General features: G+C 48.4%; 19 protein-coding genes. 9 read left to right on the top strand and 10 right to left on the bottom strand.

Features of this window, described 5'->3' with window-relative positions; translation table 11 throughout:
• The first annotated feature begins 297 nt into the window (after positions 1-297).
• Positions 298-594 carry a hypothetical protein gene (locus SynBIOSU31_RS11170; RefSeq protein WP_186490081.1) on the top strand — a complete coding sequence of 99 codons (297 nt, stop codon included), beginning with the start codon at positions 298-300 and terminating at the stop codon, positions 592-594.
• 1,037 nt (positions 595-1,631) lie between these two features.
• On the opposite strand, the gene SynBIOSU31_RS11175 is transcribed toward SynBIOSU31_RS11170, so the two are convergent.
• The 6 genes from SynBIOSU31_RS11175 to SynBIOSU31_RS11200 form a co-directional block, all read right to left on the bottom strand.
• Positions 1,632-1,796, bottom strand: a complete 165-nt coding sequence (locus SynBIOSU31_RS11175) for a hypothetical protein (protein ID WP_186490083.1) — start codon at positions 1,794-1,796, stop codon at positions 1,632-1,634.
• Entirely contained in the window at positions 1,783-3,930 is a 2,148-nt protein-coding gene (locus tag SynBIOSU31_RS11180) for an NHLP family bacteriocin export ABC transporter peptidase/permease/ATPase subunit (protein ID WP_186490085.1), read from the bottom strand. Before SynBIOSU31_RS11180 ends, SynBIOSU31_RS11175 begins: the two co-directional genes overlap by 14 nt.
• Positions 3,930-5,051: an HlyD family efflux transporter periplasmic adaptor subunit gene (locus SynBIOSU31_RS11185; RefSeq protein ID WP_186490090.1), complete on the bottom strand. Its 1,122-nt coding sequence runs from the start codon at positions 5,049-5,051 to the stop codon at positions 3,930-3,932. Before SynBIOSU31_RS11185 ends, SynBIOSU31_RS11180 begins: the two co-directional genes overlap by 1 nt.
• Positions 5,048-7,753: an ATP-binding cassette domain-containing protein gene (locus tag SynBIOSU31_RS11190; protein WP_186490097.1), complete on the bottom strand. Its 2,706-nt coding sequence runs from the start codon at positions 7,751-7,753 to the stop codon at positions 5,048-5,050. Before SynBIOSU31_RS11190 ends, SynBIOSU31_RS11185 begins: the two co-directional genes overlap by 4 nt.
• Complete coding sequence (locus tag SynBIOSU31_RS11195; protein ID WP_186490105.1) at positions 7,750-8,763, bottom strand: cyclic nucleotide-binding domain-containing protein; 1,014 nt, start codon at positions 8,761-8,763, stop codon at positions 7,750-7,752. The genes SynBIOSU31_RS11190 and SynBIOSU31_RS11195 overlap by 4 nt, the downstream gene beginning before the upstream one ends.
• Positions 8,764-9,161: 398 nt before the next feature.
• Positions 9,162-9,425 (bottom strand): hypothetical protein, encoded by a 264-nt coding sequence (locus SynBIOSU31_RS11200; RefSeq protein ID WP_186490107.1) that lies wholly within the window; start codon positions 9,423-9,425, stop codon positions 9,162-9,164.
• Between the two features lie 179 nt (positions 9,426-9,604).
• On the opposite strand from SynBIOSU31_RS11200, the gene SynBIOSU31_RS11205 reads away from it, so the two are divergent.
• Entirely contained in the window at positions 9,605-9,922 is a 318-nt protein-coding gene (locus tag SynBIOSU31_RS11205; RefSeq protein ID WP_186490109.1) for a DUF3303 domain-containing protein, read from the top strand.
• A gap of 1,955 nt (positions 9,923-11,877) precedes the next feature.
• The gene (locus SynBIOSU31_RS11210) at positions 11,878-12,279 is read left to right on the top strand and encodes a VanZ family protein (protein WP_255477209.1); all 402 of its coding nucleotides are present in this window, start codon (positions 11,878-11,880) and stop codon (positions 12,277-12,279) included.
• 72 nt (positions 12,280-12,351) lie between these two features.
• Here the strand turns inward: SynBIOSU31_RS11210 and SynBIOSU31_RS11215 are convergent, their stop codons facing one another.
• Positions 12,352-12,753 carry a hypothetical protein gene (locus tag SynBIOSU31_RS11215; RefSeq protein WP_186490111.1) on the bottom strand — a complete coding sequence of 134 codons (402 nt, stop codon included), beginning with the start codon at positions 12,751-12,753 and terminating at the stop codon, positions 12,352-12,354.
• Positions 12,754-13,485: 732 nt separating this feature from the next.
• On the opposite strand from SynBIOSU31_RS11215, the gene SynBIOSU31_RS11220 reads away from it, so the two are divergent.
• Positions 13,486-13,722, top strand: a complete 237-nt coding sequence (locus tag SynBIOSU31_RS11220) for a hypothetical protein (RefSeq protein WP_186490113.1) — start codon at positions 13,486-13,488, stop codon at positions 13,720-13,722.
• A gap of 397 nt (positions 13,723-14,119) precedes the next feature.
• Here the strand turns inward: SynBIOSU31_RS11220 and SynBIOSU31_RS11225 are convergent, their stop codons facing one another.
• Both SynBIOSU31_RS11225 and SynBIOSU31_RS11230 read right to left on the bottom strand, forming a co-directional pair.
• Complete coding sequence (locus SynBIOSU31_RS11225; protein ID WP_186490115.1) at positions 14,120-14,299, bottom strand: hypothetical protein; 180 nt, start codon at positions 14,297-14,299, stop codon at positions 14,120-14,122.
• A gap of 326 nt (positions 14,300-14,625) precedes the next feature.
• Positions 14,626-14,853 carry a hypothetical protein gene (locus SynBIOSU31_RS11230; protein WP_186490117.1) on the bottom strand — a complete coding sequence of 76 codons (228 nt, stop codon included), beginning with the start codon at positions 14,851-14,853 and terminating at the stop codon, positions 14,626-14,628.
• 128 nt (positions 14,854-14,981) lie between these two features.
• On the opposite strand from SynBIOSU31_RS11230, the gene SynBIOSU31_RS11235 reads away from it, so the two are divergent.
• The 5 genes from SynBIOSU31_RS11235 (at position 14,982) to mscL (ending at position 18,090) form a co-directional block, all read left to right on the top strand.
• On the top strand, positions 14,982-15,260 hold the full coding sequence (locus SynBIOSU31_RS11235; protein ID WP_186490119.1) for a DUF3104 domain-containing protein: 279 nt from the start codon (positions 14,982-14,984) through the stop codon (positions 15,258-15,260).
• 36 nt (positions 15,261-15,296) lie between these two features.
• Positions 15,297-15,764: a hypothetical protein gene (locus tag SynBIOSU31_RS11240; RefSeq protein ID WP_186490121.1), complete on the top strand. Its 468-nt coding sequence runs from the start codon at positions 15,297-15,299 to the stop codon at positions 15,762-15,764.
• Between the two features lie 214 nt (positions 15,765-15,978).
• Positions 15,979-16,539 carry a hypothetical protein gene (locus SynBIOSU31_RS11245; RefSeq protein ID WP_186490123.1) on the top strand — a complete coding sequence of 187 codons (561 nt, stop codon included), beginning with the start codon at positions 15,979-15,981 and terminating at the stop codon, positions 16,537-16,539.
• Between the two features lie 532 nt (positions 16,540-17,071).
• Positions 17,072-17,434 (top strand): hypothetical protein, encoded by a 363-nt coding sequence (locus tag SynBIOSU31_RS11250; RefSeq protein ID WP_186490125.1) that lies wholly within the window; start codon positions 17,072-17,074, stop codon positions 17,432-17,434.
• Positions 17,435-17,706: 272 nt separating this feature from the next.
• The gene (gene mscL, locus SynBIOSU31_RS11255; RefSeq protein ID WP_186490127.1) at positions 17,707-18,090 is read left to right on the top strand and encodes a large conductance mechanosensitive channel protein MscL; all 384 of its coding nucleotides are present in this window, start codon (positions 17,707-17,709) and stop codon (positions 18,088-18,090) included.
• Between the two features lie 376 nt (positions 18,091-18,466).
• Here the strand turns inward: mscL and SynBIOSU31_RS11260 are convergent, their stop codons facing one another.
• On the bottom strand, positions 18,467-18,661 hold the full coding sequence (locus SynBIOSU31_RS11260) for a hypothetical protein (RefSeq protein WP_186490129.1): 195 nt from the start codon (positions 18,659-18,661) through the stop codon (positions 18,467-18,469).
• Positions 18,662-18,889: the final 228 nt, after the last annotated feature.

The raw sequence follows: 18,889 nt of genomic DNA on the forward strand, positions 1-18,889 counted from the left end.
TCGACCACAACTCAATGGCATTGACTTACTACGACCTCAACACAACCCGATGAGGGTGTAGCGGATCATGGTGAGGGATCCAACCATCAGTCTTGACTCGGCAAGAAGTAAAGACTGATGACTTCGTCCAACCTAAAGAGTGGGGACCAACTATCTCGAGTACACAAAGAGGTGATCATGGCTAAAACAGAGACAAGCTACTGAAGCGATATGGAGTGGCACCAAACGGCCGACTGTGTAGAGGAAAAGCTTCAAACGATTCAGCAAATGCACAGGCTGAATGGGATTTCAGAGCTCATGGCACTAGCTGATTACTGCACCAAGAATCAATTGAAGACTGAGTTCATCACCAAAGAGCAGCACGATGCCCTTATTGACCCAGACAATGAGGATGGAGCGTGGGTTCTCCGTCGAAGCGGAGGAATAAGACTGAAGATCACATCTCAATCAGGAGAAGCAATCTTCAGCCTTCGCATCGAAGAAAACATCTGGCATGGTTATGCCGAGCATGTGGCTGACTGGTATAAATTTGCTGAGAATTCAAAAGTACTATTCCAAATTCCATCCAAAGATGAAACGAGCTGGCTGGTCTGAGGGGGCGACCCAAAAGGAGGAGCTCAGTGCCAAGAAAATCACCTGAATGGGGGATATGGATTCAGTTCATTTCCTTAAGGATGGATACATTGGAGGGAAGACCCCTTCTCGACTGAACCATTCACACCAAGCATGCCCCGCCAATTGCGGGGTTTTTACTGTCTAAGCACTGGCGTGGAAGCGGGGCAATATGCATTGGTGCCCTTACCTCTGTTTACTCAAGGACAGAGCCACGACTATCCGTGGAACAAGACACTAAGTATCACTGCGGAGATCAATCCCGGCCACAATGATGATGAGTATGTCGAACTGGGAGAGGGCTTGCCCAGTTGGTGATCAACGATCGAGGTTAAGGCTGATCACTCAATGCAGGCCAACTCTTACAGGCAATAAAAAAATGAAACGGATTAACTCCGTTGCTCTTACCTCTAGAGCAAGAGTTGGCACCGTTACGGTTACGGAGACGAGGCTGGTGAAAGAGTGGCAGGATAACTCAAAGTTCCACGAAAGCAGCGAAACCGCTGATCGTTTTCAATTGTTCCAGGGTGAGTTGACTATTACTCATTGGGTGTTTCTTTAAATAGAAACACCATCTCGAAATGACGTTGTTCACAGACGCTAAGCGGTAATAAAAACCCCGCTCAAGAAAACGGGGATGCAAATCAAATCGCCATATTCACCATTCGCTCATAGGAAACATATTGGTAACAAGCGTCGATGAGCAGTTACTAGGTCGCTGATCTTTGATGAAAACTTTGCTTCGGCTCTTTGGTTCATACTTGTTCCACACTTTGTTGGTGCCTGCACCAACATCAGGTTCACTAATAAAGGAAACAAGATTGATCTTATTCCCACCAGAAATGGCAGACAGTTGATCGAGATTCAGTTCGTTCATTGACTTTAAGTGTGTTGAGGGGAGATGCCCTGCGGCTCACATACCATCTCCGGATTCAGCGTCTTACTCAATGACCTACCTCATACAGGACTGTGATCTTGCTCACAGGGTCAAGGCACACAAATAGATGAAATCAAGCCAATCACTCAATCAAAATTTCAGGCAAGTAACATGCAAAAGCTTTAATAATGACTACAGAGTGCCAAAAAGCTCTTGGACCGAAGAAATCTTCAAATAGCGTGATTAATGAATCGACTGCGCTGAAATTCCCAGCACGAAACTCATGGATCACATCAGTTGATTTCACTGATGAGCTGAACATAAGCTCCTTGAGGATCCTGCAACAGACTCTCATGAGTGCCCTGCTGGATCACCTTGCCTTCGTCCATCACCAAGATCAAATCAGCATCGCGGATCGTGCTTAAGCGGTGAGCAACAATCACCTGCGTACAGCCACGACGAGTGAGATTGGCGATCAGTTTGCGTTCAGTCTCTGCATCTAGCGCCGATGTGGCTTCATCCATGATCAGGATGCTCGGGTTACACACCAGAGCTCTAGCCAACTCCAGCCTTTGACGTTGACCACCAGAAAGGTTTCGCCCTCCTTCGCTAAGGAGCGTGTCGAGTCCTTCCGGCAATCCGCGTACCACCTCGAGGACTTCAGCTTCTCTACAAGCCTCGACCAGAATTTTGTCATCGATCGCTGGATTCCAGAGGCTGAGGTTGTCGCGCACACTGCAACCGAAAAGCTGAATCTCCTGCTGCACCATCGCCAAAGAGGAAACCACCACAGACCGGGGATGCTCCATCAAGGTTTTTCCATCGAACTGGATCGACCCACCGGTGGGTTGATGAAGGCCTGCCAACAACTTGGCCAACGTGCTCTTTCCACTGCCACTACCACCAACCAAAGCAACACGCATACCTGGATGGATCGTTAGCGACAAGCCATCGATCAGAGGAGCCTGGATTGCCGTGAAGCTGTACTTCAGCTCCTTGATTTCAATCCTGCCGCTGAGCCGCATGAGGGTCGATCCAGCTTTCAGCTGTTGGTCGCCGTTGAGAAGAGGGTCCTGAGGTTGTTCCAACACATCCTCAAGGCGTAGAACCCCGGCTGAAAAACCTGGCAATTGCTGCACAAAGCCAATCGCAGCCTCGATCTGCCCCTTGAGACTGAAAGCGATCGTCTGAGCCGCCAGCAACATGCCAAGCGTGAGCTCGCCCCGGATCACCAGAAAAAAACCAAGCAGAAGCACCGCCACTTCATTCAAGGTGGTCAGACCATTCGGGACCAGGCGCAGGCGGGCGTTGCGCAGCTGGAAGTCTTGAAGCGTGTTGAGCAAGCGGCTTTGGTATCCAGCAAAACGGCGGAACACATCGTGTTCAATCGCAGCAGCTTTAATCGTTTCGATATCGCGCATTGCGCTGACCACCACAGCCCCACTCTTGGCGGCATCCTTTTGCAGAGTCAGGCTTGCGTCTTTCTGAGTCCGCAAATTCCACTGCACCACAACGGCATTGATGCCAGTCGTTGTGAGAATCAACAGACCAAGCCAAGGGCTGTAGAGAAAGGTAAGGATCAGGTAAAAAACAAGCAGGACTAACCCAGTAAGCATCGGGATCAGACGCCCGCCGATGAACTCGGCGATGTCGAGGTTGGTGGCCATCCGTCCGGCAATATCAGACGCATAGCGTTGGCTGTAAAAACGCTCGGGAAGTCCAAGAATGTGATGCTCGAAGCCGATAGCGAAGCGGCGTGTCAAGCGCTTCTCGAGGCTGCGGGTTCCCACCAACTGCAGGTGTTGCAGCATCACTTGAAGACCAATGGTGAGAGCCATGGCCCAGAGCATCGGCTTCAGCCAGTTGTTCATTGCATTGCCAATCACTTCATCCAGATAGATCTGGGCAAAAACCGGCATCACCAACTGGGGAAGAATGAGCAGCAATCCAGCGATGAGAATGAACGCCACCCCCATTGGCTCGCTGGACATCCGATGGAACACAATCGGCCACACCGATGGGGCCCGGCCGCCACGTTGAAACTCCGGACCAGGTTCCATCGTCAGCACAATGCCCGTGTAGCTGCGGTCGAATTCTTCTCGGCTGACGGTGCGGGGACCCAGAGCAGGGTCATTGAGCGCCACAGCATCGCCTCGAAAACCCTCGAAGACCAGGAAGTGGTTGAACTCCCAAAACAGAATCGCCGGAGGCTTCAGCTGTTCGAGTGCTTCAAGGCCTTTTTGAAACCCCTTCGCTTGAAGGCCGAAGCTGCGAGCCGCCAGAACTAGATTGGCAGCATCACTACCATTGCGTGACACGCCGCACAATTCACGCAGTTGGGTGAGAGGCACATAGCGGCCGTAATACTGAAGAACAATGCTGAGTGAAGCTGCACCGCATTCGGTGTTCTCCATCTGCAGCACCGTGGGCGTGCGTACCATCAGTAGACCCCCGTTAGATCGCGCAAAATCGGAATCACGTAGCTAATCGGGCGTCGTTCCTCGACGAGAACCCGTACCTCTGTTGGGGTGCCTGTACTGATCTCTATGGCCGGCCCGGGGCCACCACCCCAGTCATAACCACTGATGGTGCTGGGATCTCGCTTCAAAGAGGTCTTGACTTCGATCAGTGGACCTTTCGGTTGCTGGCGCACCGCATCTAAAAGCGATTCCAAACCAAGGCGTTTGATCAGAGCCTGATCATTCACAGGTAGTCGACGGATACTGAGAACCTGCCCCTCAATGCCTCCGTGACGTTGCCGTTTGGTACTGCTTGGGCTGATCCTGACCCGCTGACCCGCCTTCAGTCGCTTGCCATCACCAGGGGAGAAGAAAGCCAAACTCTCCAAACTGGATTGTCTTCCGCCCGCATCCAACGTGAACAAGGTGCTCGCGGGTTGCACCACTTCTCCACGGTGCACGTTCCGGTCAATCACGCAGCCATTGATCGGTGCCCTAATCTGAGCGATGCGATTGATCTCCTCGCTACGAGCCTTAATACGGGCCTGCTGCTGCTTGATGTGTTGTTGGCGCTGCCCGTTCTGAGATGCAAGAGAGTAGATCAAGCTACTGAGTTCCCGCTGTTGTCGGGCAAGGTCGTCGAGCGGGATGCCTCCGCTGCGAGCCAGCTTCTCGATACGGGCAATCTGAGCCTTCTGTTGACGGACCCGGATCGCACCAAGGGCATCTTCCTCAAGGTCCTGACTGATCAATTGCTCGAGCTGTATCTCAGCTTCCTTACGACTCATCTCCTGCGTTACAGGATCGATTCTCGCCATCAACTTCCCTCTCTTTACGCAGTCACCGATGGCGTTGTTGAGCTCCAGAATCCTGCCAGCTGTCTCGCTTTGCACCACCGTGAGGCTGTTGGATCGGATCAGCACTCCCTTGCCACTGATGCGAACAGGCAAACGGCCAAACACCGACCAGAGACCAATGGTGAGGCAGAAGCCTCCAAGTGACAGCAAAAGAAGCCATTGCCCGGGTCGAAGAAGGCGAAGAGGCTGATCTAGTTTTTCAGGACTGGAGAGAGCATCCAGTGCATTCTTGCGAAACAGGCTCATGTGATCTGACGCTGCATCATCCGGAAGAACAGACCCTCGTTCTGCAGCAAGGTCTCGCAACTACCCTGCTCTCGCACCTGACCCTGGTCGATGACGACGATCCGATCAGCATGACGAATGGTGCTGAGGCGATGGGCAATCACAACGCGGGTGATGGCCATCGCCTCCAAGCTTCCGGTGACGATGGCCTGGGTTCGATTATCGAGGGCGCTGGTGGCCTCGTCGAAGATCAGAATCCGAGGCTTACGAATCAGCGCCCGGGCAATGGCAACCCGCTGACGCTGACCGCCAGAGAGGGTGGCTCCACCCTCGGGAATCATGGTTTGCAAACCCATTGGCATTGACCGGATCTCATCGGCCAGGCCGGCCAGTTCGGCGGCATGCCAGACCTCCTCCTCTTCGACCACACTGCCCCCGGCAATCGCCTCCAGCAAAGTGCCTGTTAACAACGTGTTGGTTTGCAGCACCGTACCGATCTGACGACGGACGCTGTCCAGCCGCATTCCGCTCAGAGGTTTGCCATCAAATCGGACTTCTCCATCTTCAGGAGCGGCAAAGCCCAAGAGAAGTCGTACCAGTGTGGATTTACCAGACCCTGAAGGACCCACGATGGCGAGATGTTCTCCTGCACTTGCCTCCATGCTGACGCCATCGAGCACCAATGGCAGATCTGCGGAGTAGCGATAACTGACCCGGTCAAGCTGGATCTGTCCCTCAAGAGCGCCTGCATCCTCCTTCAAGTCGATAATCTCGGGAGCAGTATCCAGGATGGGACGGGCTCGCTCATAAAGCACCGGCATATCAAAAGCCCCAACCAACAATCCAGCGAATCCAGCAGCTGCACCGATGAAGGTCCCGAAGGCCGAAAAGAAGCCAAGCAGCTGACCAACATTTGGAGCATTGAGACTTGGACTGTTGGCGGCCTCCGCAATCAGCCTGGTGATCACGATATAAAGAAGCAAAGTGCCGAGATTTGGCATCACCCCATTGAGAAGCGCAGCAGTTGCTTCCTTGGCATCAAGGGCATTTTCTAAGTCGACGATTTTTTGAAACTCCTGACCCCACCAGCGGGCCCCAGCAGTTTCGGCGCCGGCCAGGCGCAACTTGGAAACAGAACCGATCAGTTCAAGATTGCGGCTCTGAGCCTGCCCCTGGGCCTCTTCCTGATGACGTTGCAATGGTCTTGACTGCAGACCAATCAGAGCTGTGGGCAACAGAATCAGGGCAGCCACTACAAGGGCAAGGGCTGTCAGTTTCACGCTGATGCGAAGCATGAACAGGATGTAGACGCTGGTAAGAACAAGCCTGAGCAACCCCCCCTCGAGAAGTTGCTGAATTTCACCACGCAGTTCATCCAGGGCACCGAACCTCAGCTGTAAATCACCAACGTTGCGGAGACGGAAGAATTCAGCGGGTAATCGCAGCAGTCGATGCATGCCGGCAAGCTGAGCGCGCGCCGCACCTCGTTGCTGACTGAGCTGCACCGCGCGGTTCTGGACCCATTCAAAGCAAACTCGAGCCACGCCAGCGGCAAACAGGATGAAGCTGATTTGCAGCAGCAGTCCCAGATCGCGATCGGGAAGAGCCTGATTCGTGATCACCGTATTGAACGTAGGTGTCAGCAACGAGAGCAGAGTCGATATCAGCATGACGCCAACTCCAAGGCGGAATCCACCGCTCAACACCCCCAGACAGGCCCCCGTAAGAAGACCTGTAAAACCCATACCAAAGATCCAGCGAGCTGCTCCCACATCCCGACCGATCGCAAGCAGGAACCCAACGAACACTCCGATAAGCAGCCCACCAATCACAAAACTGGTGGTATTTCGGGGCTGGCCGTAGGCGAAGCGAAGCAGTCCGAGAGTGCTGAGGTCTTTGGTTTGAAACGCCGGACTGATACTGAGCATCCGCGGCGACAGCCGTTTCAAAAAACCACTGCAATGTGCCAACGGCTGAGGATGAGCCATCTCACCCGGCACCCATGCGCGATAGCCCTTAGCCGTCGACTGAAGCAAGACCACCACACCCTCACCCTCATCATCCGAATCGGTCTCCAGAAAGCCGATCAGATCTCCACAGTCTTTTTGAAGATCAGCAAGGTTGATCAGAATGTCACGGGCGAATAGGTCGGTTCGAGAGAGCAATTGCTCAAGTCGAAGCCGTGGCTCAAGGTCCAACTGACGCGTCGGCAATGGTGGCACTGCTCCATGGTCCGTACACAACAGGGTCAGGGCACGCAGCACCGGATCGTCGGATTCGACTTGTGACGACTGACCCTGCTCCATGGCCAAAACAAGGTTCTGGGTGGCATTGATATTCAGCGGTTGATGGCCATCGAGTAGAGCCTGATGACGCTGCTCGAATTGATGGTGCAGCACTGTCAGTTTGTTGAGCCATTGATCGCTAGTCGGCACTGGAGACGGTGAAACTCCGAGGTCTTGACTCACCTGCTCATCGAGCCAGCACAGACCCTGCTGATAGGGCCCCTCAGGGAAGATCTCCAAATGGCTCTCCTGAATGGCCTTAAGCATGATTTGAATCGGAGCACCGGTTGCATCCGACAGGCCCGGATAGACGATGTTTTGTTGTAGGCGCAGAACACCGAACGCATGGTCGCCATGGGACTCCAGCAAAAGCACTCCAGCAGTGATGCGGAAAGGCTCTGAGGGCCATGGGTGATCACTACCGGCATTCCATCTCATGGCGTAGCGAGCTCTCCACGTTGAAAGTATTGGCAGAGCCAATCAAAATGACGAGCAGCGCGTGTGATAGCGCCAAGTTGATCGACGTCGAGGCAATCAATTGCTTGTTGTTCGGCTCGCTGAATCGCCTCAGCTCGTTGATGACTCTGAAGCTGATCGCGGCTTCGTCGACAGAGCATGCAAGCCAAGCCCCTGTAAAAGCGAGAGCCCAGTTCGGGGTTTTGCCTGAGTTCTGCGCGCAAAGCACTAAGCTCAATCGCGAGTAAATCCATTCCCAGAGCAGAACGGACCCCTAACGAAGCTCCGTGTCGATCACTTAAGAGCAGAGAGATTTCACCCAGAAGTTCACCTCGTCTTGAGCTGCCCACCACTTGAGTTCTGCCGTCAAGAGTGAACAGAACCTCCGCCTCACCACTCAACACCAAATAAGTAGACGTCACCTCATCACCCTGATTCAGCAGCACCGTCTCGGGGGGCACACGTTGTAACCGGCCGAGGCGAGCAAGCGTGAAAACATCCTGTTCCTGAAGGGTGGCGAACAGGGTCAACCCCTTTCTGAGAGCCTCCACAGGCGCATGATCACTGTGACATCGATGAACCCAAGCGTTCTGGTCCTGAATCTGAACAGCCAGTTTCTGTGCAATAACCCGATCAAACTGAGCAGCCATCGATGGCTGTTCCTTTGACAACAGCTCGAACTTTTCAACAGAAAGTTGCAGCACCTTGCACACACCGAATGTGGTGATGGTTGCCGTAGCAGGTCGGTCCTCCAGCAAGCTCATTTCACCCACCATGCTTCCAGCGGCAAGTTTTGCCACTTGCTCCTGGCCCTGCTGCAAGCTGGAGGGAGTAGCGATCAGACAACCTGACAACAGCAGCATCGGATTAAGACGACGCTCCCCCTCCTTGATCAGGACCTGATCGGACTGAAACGTAACCGTCTCGCCATTAGTCAGGAGCCAACTGCGCAGTTCCGGACTGATCCAATTGAAGACGTTGAAGGGAGACATCGCTCAGTAAAATCGCAGTCCGTCCCAACGAACAAATTTCTTTTCAAGCATGCACACGAATCGCTGCAAGCGACCAATGATTTACGGCAATGAAATGCCTACATCAGTGACTTGAAACAAGCTCGCCTGGCGAACGATATAAATAAGTTTTGCTTATACAAAGCAAAAATCTCCACGAGTGGTTCTGAAACAGAGGCTGGTCTCTAAAGGAACAAAGAGCGCAATGACAGCCGGAGATGGCCACAGTTAAACAAAACCCCCCACTGCGGAAAGTGGGGTCTTGATCAATGCCTGAGACAAAGTTGAATACCAAACGTTGCCAATAGAAGCGTGCTGGCCGGGAGGCAGATGAACGCTGCCAGCCTGGTTGCCACCGGCGAAGATTGTGATGATCTTGATCACTTCATCGGCGTAGTCACCAACTTCCTGCTCCCCGTCGCCATCCCGAAGATTTTCTCAAACCAATGCCCGACTTTGGTTTTGGCCTTATTGCCGCCGCCGCTGATGGTGGCAAGCTCATCGAGCTGCAGCTCATGGTCTATGAGGGCTCTGATGAAGGTTGTGGCCATAGTTCTGCTTGATTCATGAAGAGGTGTGGAGGTCATCCCTCCGACCCCCACACCATCTGCGGATTCAGCGTCTGACTTGATGACCTGCCTCATGGGCACCTGTGGTCCTGCTCACAGGCTCTTGCTGAACCTCTGAACATCTGGATTCAGTCATCGCTGCAGCGATGACGATGTCACTCACCATCAGGATCAAACTGTCAGGCAAAGGTGACTTGAAAAGGCTGATCGGAAAGCGATGGCTACGAAGTGAGTTCCCCTCGAATTGACCAATCGTGCAGATGTATCTCGCGGACTGCCTCTTTCCGGATATTGAAAGCCAGCTCGCTGCCTACAAGAGCTTTTGCGAAATGTGGGATTCAGGTGAAATGGCAAAAGCGGACAAGTTTCCAGGCTTTGAAATGATGTTTCGCGTCCATGCACCCGGTGCAGGTCGTGTGACCGCGCTATTCAAAGCTGAAAGCGACGCACAAATTTTTGAACATTTTGCTCCATGGCGGGCTCAATATGGAATCGAAATGGACTTCACCCCAGTGATCGGTTGCCAAGACGTTGTGGAACATCACAAAAAGCTATTCGCAAAAATGGGCTGAACAAAGCAACAACGCTGCAGGGCTAAGTTGCCGATAGGAACGACTTCTCGAAAAGTCCTGCTGCGTCAACTTAATTGGCGAATGTCCAACAATTCCAGAAGCACCTGATCCTTGATCTAAATCGACAAGAAATAAATGAATCCTAGTCACAAGAATCACAAAAGGGCAGCTAATTAATGTCAGGCAAAGAAGCCAGTCAAGAAACAACAGAAACTTGACAAATGCACGAAAATGATTGACCTCAAACTAACGAACACAAAGCAGCTGGCATCGAGAAAGGCGGGATATGGACGAAAATTGACATTTTCCCTTCTTGTTAGATCACAAAATAAGGATGAAAAACTTTAAAGGATGTCAAGATTGACAGGCTAACAAAAATGTTCACAACGAAGATCCAAGGCAAATACTGATGTGTTGATTGCTTCTGTGCACTCATCGCCAGAGGTCGAATTAGTTGCAGCTAGAGCTCCCACTTATCAAAATGAGAAAAGTCGTGAGCAATCCTTGAAGAGACGATCAACTGTTTCTGATTCAATGCAGAAGAGGCTGGACAAGATTGATGCACTGATCAAACGAGGATACACGCTTCAAAGAGCCAACAAACTATATATTGAATTCACCTCAACCTCGAACTTAAGACTAAATCTTCTGACTCCATGGAACACGCCAGGAGGATTCTCTTGGATTGCATTTTTCTTCCCCTATGCTGTTTGCTTCCAAATTCGCGAGTGGTCATTCTTTTATTGGCTAGCGCTTCTGGGTACAGTCGGATGTGTGTTTCCATCCATTCTGAACGATGAGACAATAATCTATTCAAGCCTCATATTAGGATATCTGTATGGCTGCATGTTCCCCTTCTTCCGGTATTTAGCAATCACAGAAGGTCGAAAAGAATGGCCCAGGTGGTCATCATACATTGGAGGATGGATCATGATTTATGCATCAATCACCCCAGGCATCGTCATTTACAACCTATTGAATCACTGACCCTATCAATTGACCAAGCCGGAAACAAAAAGTCATCGGCTCTCGCGATTCGGTGCAAAAAATCGAGGCACTGTTATTTAGATTGATTTTAGTTCGTCAAATGCCACCACATCAACACTAGAACATAATCCTTCAGAATCCTCAGAAGCAAATTTAATTGCCAGGAGCAGAAGTATTCACAGAAAATGACAATTGTTGAATCGAAATAGCACGCTTCGCTTCACACTTAAATCCATTCAGTTTAACAGTGCGAGAATCTCGCATGAAGCCAACACTAATTAAAATATCCTTTCAGCCACCATCACCAACAAGCATACTTTTACTTATTCAAAATCAGCTTAAACTCAGGAGACCAAGAGCAGAGAGTATATTTGAATCATAGCCACTTAATTACGTCTACGGCATCCACTTCTCGATCGAAAACAAAGACTATCACCAGATGCACGGACAAAACGGATAACCAGAGCACAAAAGACAGCAAATACACTCACAAGAGAAAGAACGAAAAAACCGAAGTTATCTGATCACCTATTATAGATATGATGCAACTATGTTTTCAAACAAGTTTTACCCCAATTGAAGATCAAAACCCAAAAGAACACAGCACCTCCCAGAGCAACCTTCCAAGTATGAGACGAAAAAAAGCCATCCCTTTCAATCTTCTTCGCTTTATTTTCATCAGTGCCATAGTTAGCAGCAAGAGTATGGACTAGCCCATACAGCTGCAAGCAAACGGCAAGGCCTACAACTCTGGCCAATTCCGCAAACAACTGATTCATGACAGACATAGGCAATACAGAAAGACTACCAAGCAACCGACTAGGCTGATTGAACAAGCTTCAGGCAAATGACCAACAACAGAGTGTTACTAGCAGCTTTGTCTCTAGGCATTCTGATAGGTCTACTAGTCGTCGCCGAAGGCATGAGAACAAGCCCAAACGAACAAACCGAAGCAATGCCCGCAGTTGATGCGTTCAAAGCAGAGTAAATCCAAAAAGATGCTGATAATTCACGCAATTAATAATGTCAAAAAATCCTGGCTACCTACAAGTATCATCATTGTTTTTGGCATAACGGTTCTATCACTAGCTCCACTAGAAGAACTGCCTAACACCCCCAGCTCAGACAAAATGAACCACCTGATTGCTTATGCATCATTGGCATACCCTGCATCATTACGAAGGCCAAAAGGATGGAAATACATGATCCTCATTTTTGCTCTATACAGCGGACTCATTGAAATCATTCAGCCTTATACGAATCGCCATAGCGAATGGATTGATTTTATTGCGAACTTGGCAGGATTAGCAATCGGCTTAATGCTTGCGGTGCTGACCAATAAACACCAAGGCGATTTGAACGACCGATAAAAAGTAGAACAAGCAAACGAAAATCATTGATCAACCTACCTTTGGCTCATCTCAACTCGGAAATATCAAGCATCAATAGCGAAAACGCTTCACCACCAAGCCCTTGCCTTTCATTCCTTGCCTATTCTGCCAAAGCTTGTTGATCACTAGATGATTTTCATAACCGAGAATTTGGTTAGCAGCGCTGTCTTGTCTGCACCAACGAGCAGTGACCTGATGATCCATCATTTCACGACCGGTTTGATCCTCTTGAGCAAGCTCTGAATGGAAATCAATCTGAAATGCTCTTGTTTCTGCTCGAAATTTCTCGGCATCACTATAAGCACTTAGATCTTCCTTTTCTATATCAAGCAAAACGAGCTTTAAATCTTTTATTCTGTCGACAGGCTTGAGCGGCTGCTCATCCCTGAAACTAGTAATGGTGACTTCATATTGCTTGAGCCTCCACGCGTCACAAGCATCTATTGCCTTCATCTCAGATTGATAACTACAGCTAGCCAAAGCAAGCAAAAAAAACACAATGGGTATCGACTTCATCATAAGACTGCACACAATTCCATTCTACCTCACAAGAAATTCTATGCATCGTAAGAACAGTCTGTCAATTGAAGGAAGAGGTTAACTGAACAATCGCCAATAACGACTGTCACATGCACTAAAACATTGTGAGAAACAAAAATAGCAATAGCAATACAATGGATGCCAATGAACGACTCATGCCACAATCGGTGGTGGAAGGAGGGAAGGTGGGATCAACGCATTGACTGATCAATCTGCTGAGGTGTATTACCCGAAGCCATCACCAGTTAAAGGGATCGCGGCGTGATCCAAAAAGGAAAAATGCGGATGCTTGAGGGAAGATCCACATTCGACACATCCTTGCTTGATCAGATGTGATAAGTGTTCCGCATAGACTGGTAAAACGCATTCAAAACAACCATTTCAAAAAAGATCGGCCTGACTCCAAGGCTTCGACAGGAAACCAACGCGTCAAGGCACGCTTGGGAATGGTTGTGTTTTGGGTTTTAGCACTACAACGACACTCCGCAGAGCAATCGCCACTTCTGACCTACGGAGTCTGTGAGCGAACCAAAAACGCTTTGTCACTGAGGTAGCTCCGCATCTCGTCTTCAATACGAGACCACCCCCAGCGCACAGCTTGTGAGTGTTGGAGGCTGCATCAAGAGCACTTGGGCGCGAGCATGGATGCGAAAGGCTCTCGGCAATGGGGCGCAGATCGAAACGTCAACAGCTGACTGTTTACAAACCGTTACTTTTGGACTAAATTATTTACAAAGCTTCAAGCAAAATTCGATGATCGCTTCAATTCGCCCCGTTCATACGTCGACATCCATGAATTACGAAGAGCTTGTTGAAGAAATGAAAAAGCTTGACATCGCAGACCTGCTCCTAATTCATCGCAGAAATACATTACCTTTATAATCGATACTGGATTCACTTGATCAACATATTCATAACTTCTTAGACGTTATCGCAATGCATTGCTAAATTTACTCCATCAGTCCAATCCCTTTTGCAAAATCTATTCGTTTCGATATTTCACAAAATAGCTTATATCAACTTAAATCGTTATTAAAAAATAATACCATCAACTATCATTATTTACCAAAGAACTTGTTCAACAAACAACTGAGTGTATTGCGAATTTAAAAACTCGAAAAAAGCGAATAATCGACTTTGGCAACTGACTAAGGATCAGCACTCAGTCAAGTCTTGGATGCTGGAACCCAAAAGCATATTCCGTCGAACTCAATGCAGTCCGACGGAATCAGCAATGAACCCATGACCGCGACTAAACAAGCGGTTTTAGAGCAACACGTCAGCCACGGACAGGTGCCTTTTGATCGTGCTTGACGGGACGCTGACGACTTTTCAGCGCCTTGAGCATTCCCTTTTCAAGGGATGTCAATTTAGGTGCTGTCTCGTGCATCGCAGCCCTGGCCCGCTCTTTGGCGGCATCCATAAACCTCTCAGTCTTGTCCTTCGCTTCAAAAGCCATGGGTTTCAAACGGTCCTCCATCAAAAGTTACACACAGAAGTCGAAGGTGTCCTCAAATCCAACAAGTGATCTCGGAATGCACATCACCAGCAGCAGCCCCACCCATCCGATCCGATTGGCCTTGCACAATTAAGGTCGATCAGAGCAAGAGAATGTGTCGAAAGCCATCATCAAGACTTGATTGCGCAAACCAAAGGATGATCCTTAGAGAGGACAATAAAAACATAATGAAGAGCTACAGCGAAGGCAGACATTCAACAGCAGACTTAAAAAGTAAAAACTGTTTAGATATTCCCGAATAACGTAAAGAAATAGAATGAGAATATCTAAACCAACAAGGCTGTCTCTCGCATGATTTTTGCTCGACGCAACTTAACCCAAGCCTGTCCGAAGATCGTAGCTTTTCTTGTGTCGACGCGACCTAAATCAGCATCATCGGGGAAGAGTCCACTTTCAACGGCAAGCAGATCGTCTTTTTCTTTGCTGGTGAGCATACGAGAACAGTTCTTAAGAGCCACTGTAGATAAAACAAGTGGCTTGACGTGCCAGACCAACTCCAAGAAGCTCCAGCAGTGAATAGGTTCTAATGCTTATGGCTCCCGGCAAGAACTGACCCTAGAAATCACTTACCGCCTTTGGCGATGTCAGGTTGTGAGGTTCTGAACAGCAAAGCTGGAGTGCCATGCCATTACACAACGATCATCCACCCTTCGTCGGTGTAAAAGCAGGAGACTTAGTGCTCGTGCAGTCAACTCTGAATCCTGACCCAACTGATACGGATTGGTGGATTGGCTTGATCATTAGTAACCAAGGTCGATTGAAAGAAAACCGTAGTGACACAGTACTAACTGTTGTTGATACCGATAGTGGTGAAGTCCGACAAGTCAACGCCGAACAGACAACACGCTTGAGCCTTGCAGGGATGGAACATAATAAGGTTGTGCCACTGATCAAAGGCTGAAACAGAGAATACGGTTCCAACAGTGCGAACTAGAACATGACGATTGTTGATGAACAGACAAGCAAGCAAAACACCAAGAAACATACAGGTCGATTAATCTTGGTTTTGGGCTCCGCAATACTCATTGTACTATCATCTCTGATCGTTTTTTCAGGCTATCAAACCTGGGAAAAACAAACAGAATTGACGCAGTCATTCGAAAGATGCATAGAAAAAGCACCATTTAAAAACACTGCAAATATATATAACCATGAGCAGAAGCTAGAAGCAGCAGACTTACAACAACATTTCGACCAATTCAATGAAATCCTTGATGAAACCGGATTACCACCAATCTGGAATGGAAAAGAGCTTATTCCCTGGAAAGAATACCACCAAGAATCCATTCAATTTGCCCAAAAATGTCATGAAGAGCTTGGAATAAAGCAGCCACAACAGGAGCTCCGTGGCTCATACGCCAAACCGGTGTGGGACCCAAAATCAACAATCTGGCAACCTGAGTAAACTAGAAACGAATCAAAAAGATTGTAGGTCTCAAAGTCTCATCAGTGGTTCAACAACACGAGGACATCGGTTAAGAGCAATAAGACCAATCCTCATCGGAGCTTGCCAGTGCCTTCGATTAAAGCAACACAACCGAGCGCTCGTCACCATGATCGAATGATCTATGTGATGGTGTGCGCTGAGCCACTGCAAACCAGTTAGCAAAGACATCATCATGGAGGTAGACAGAGGTGAGGGACCGTTGACATCCAACACTCAGCCTCTGGCGGGGCTCACCGCAACCCAACGCCTTGGGTTACGTGAAGTACTCATGGATGTCTGCAAGGCCGGGGCTTGGTCATGGGAGCTTCCTGTGCTGTTGAGAGATCGATGCTGGCTGCGACTCGATCGCATAAGGCTCCGTCAGCTGATGCGTCACCTCCCACCGGATGGACGAGATGAAGCTCCTGAGCTAATGCACTACAGAGAACTGATAGCGAAAGGAAACGAACCACTAATGGCTCAACAGCGATGCTGGCAGGAGTTTGGAATGGAAGATTGTCAGCGAGCTTTACAGGCCTACTGGCAGGGATGCGAAGCAACCAACCATGGCTGGTCAGCTCGTCGATATCGCCAACTTGTAAGCCTTTACCGAGATTACTTTGAACGAGGAGAGGCTTCAGTACCGATGCTGGTACTGGCGAGAAGAGGAACGACAGAGGAACACGAGATCCACTGGATCACAACAACCACACCGGTCAAAGACTTAGCGGGCATAAAACCATGCTGTTGCTGATACAAAATAGTGTTGAATGATCAATATCGACATAAGGACGACAGCCTTAGACCAGAAAATCGTTGATACAACTAACGATTATTACGAAAAAATCTAACTAAGCATGTTCGAACAATGATTAAAGCATTGGGAGAAAATCAGATCGGATCGAAAGCACATGCAGCTCGAAGACAAAACGTAGGCAAATGATACAAAAAAATGCATTAAAATGCTCGTTGCAAATTGAGGCGCAGTGTTATCCAGTGACTAGAGAAAAGCCCCAATTCCATGAGACCGAGTTTCTGCGAATTTAAAACTAATTACGACTCACAACCAGAACAATGGAGAAATAGACTCAAAGCCATTTATTTGACCGATCAAGACGCAGCGATCGCTGCATGGACACTGATCATGTCCATGGACGATTTAATGCTGGAAGTCGAGGAAACAGCGCTATTTCTGGCTCAGATGTACTCCAAAAAGTAAGTTTCAAACAGAGGGCCAGGAGAATGACAGCATCAAGAAAAAAAATTGACCCAAAACATTAAATAAAATGAACAATACAATTGGCAAGTGCATCATTAAAGCAATCCTTATGGCTGTCTTAATGCTGACATCACCAACACAATCTAATGCGAATATCCAACAGTACAACGTTGTTACTGATGAATTCTATGGGCTAAATGCAGAGAGAATATTACTTGTACCATCGGCCGATGAAGCCGACAAAACAGTTTTGATGGTAGGGAAATGCAGTAGCCGAGGAGCAACCGATCTCTATTTAGAAGCTAGCCCTGACAACGCAAAAGAAAGATGGTTTGTTATAGGCAAAAAAGATAGAATAAGACCTGATCAAGAATTATGCCTGACAGGAAATTTACCAGCTTGGTTTGAAAAAGTGTCATTGACTCGTTAGCATCAATTTCAAATCAATCAAGCCTTCAGAATTAATGCTATTGGCGTATGGTGAATCAGCCAATACAACGGCCAAAATCAGATCAAAGCACAACTAAAGACTGATTAAGCTAGCACAACACATTTATAAAGTGCAAACCAAGCCGAGGCAAAACCAAGTTGGAAACTAACGCTAAAATTATAAATACAAGAAGACAACAAAATTTAGACAAACCAAAATAATTGGGCTTTCAACAATCCGTTGCTAAAGAGTAGAGAGATCAACAGTTCAGCATGGCAAGAAAGAGCACATTCCTTTCAGATTTCAAAGCCTTTATCAATAAAGGTAATGTGGTGGATCTGGCAGTTGCAGTAATCATCGCAGGCGCATTTGGGAAAGTGGTTAATGCACTTGTTCGCTTGATTATGACCAATGCGCTTGAGCCGGCACTGGAAAGGGCAAATGTTCAATCATTGTCCCAACTTCCGGGGGGTGAAATTATTGTTGCCGCGATCAACTTTGTTGTAATTGCCTTTGTCTGCTTCGTTGTCGTACGAATAGTCGAAAAAATGAAACGAAAAGAAGAAGTGATTGAAACATCAAAACCTGATCCTCAAATTCAACTCACCTCAGCGATCACACGCTTAACAGAAGTGATGGAAGAACGCTCATCCTAGAAAATTTTTTATTCACGATTCGCCATCATATAGCAAAACCAGATGCGTCTTAATCACCAACAAAGCTGCTGATAACTAAACGATCAACAATAGATAAACCATCTTATGAAGTGACATTAGTAGGTGCTGTGACCAGGGTTGGCCTCAAACCAGCATGGTGGTAATCATTCAAGACTTGATAAAAAGCCTTAATAGCAAGTACTTAGCGGGTAAGCGTTTATCGCATTGATATAGGCCCGCTAACACATTGATTCAATTGACTTCAGATCCGTGAAGATAACGAAAGGTGATTGATAAAAAATTGCAGCAACAGGGAACCAGTCATGGTCAAATGCTGCGAAGAAATCAAAACGTTAAAAAATCAGACACACCCAAGTTATGCGGCTTTGCGTCGTCGCAACGAGAAACTTGGAATCGAGCGCCTGAACATCTGAAGACTTTCGTCCAACCTCACCTTGGCCGAGGCAAGTACAGCTTCACTGGCCCAAAGAGTGAACAGCTGAACAGCAGTCACAAAAAGGACCGCACCAACAACCACCAAAACAAGAGCTGAGAGTTGACTTAAATCCATTGAGCATCACTTGCATCCCTCTACTCAATAGACAGATTCAGTTCATCTGTCAGCCTTTTCGAGCGTTCAGTCGCGAAACGTTAACACTCTCAAGCCGTAGACAGTCAGGAATCCAATTTAATGGAGCATCCAAATTGATCTAAAACGTCGACAGAAGGCAAAACAAACATCAACACAGATTGTTTGAGGCAATTAAAACTTACATTCAAAAAACACAAGCCCATCAAA

This window comes from Synechococcus sp. BIOS-U3-1 (assembly GCF_014279975.1).
In the GTDB taxonomy this organism is placed as follows: Bacteria; Cyanobacteriota; Cyanobacteriia; order PCC-6307; family Cyanobiaceae; genus Synechococcus_C.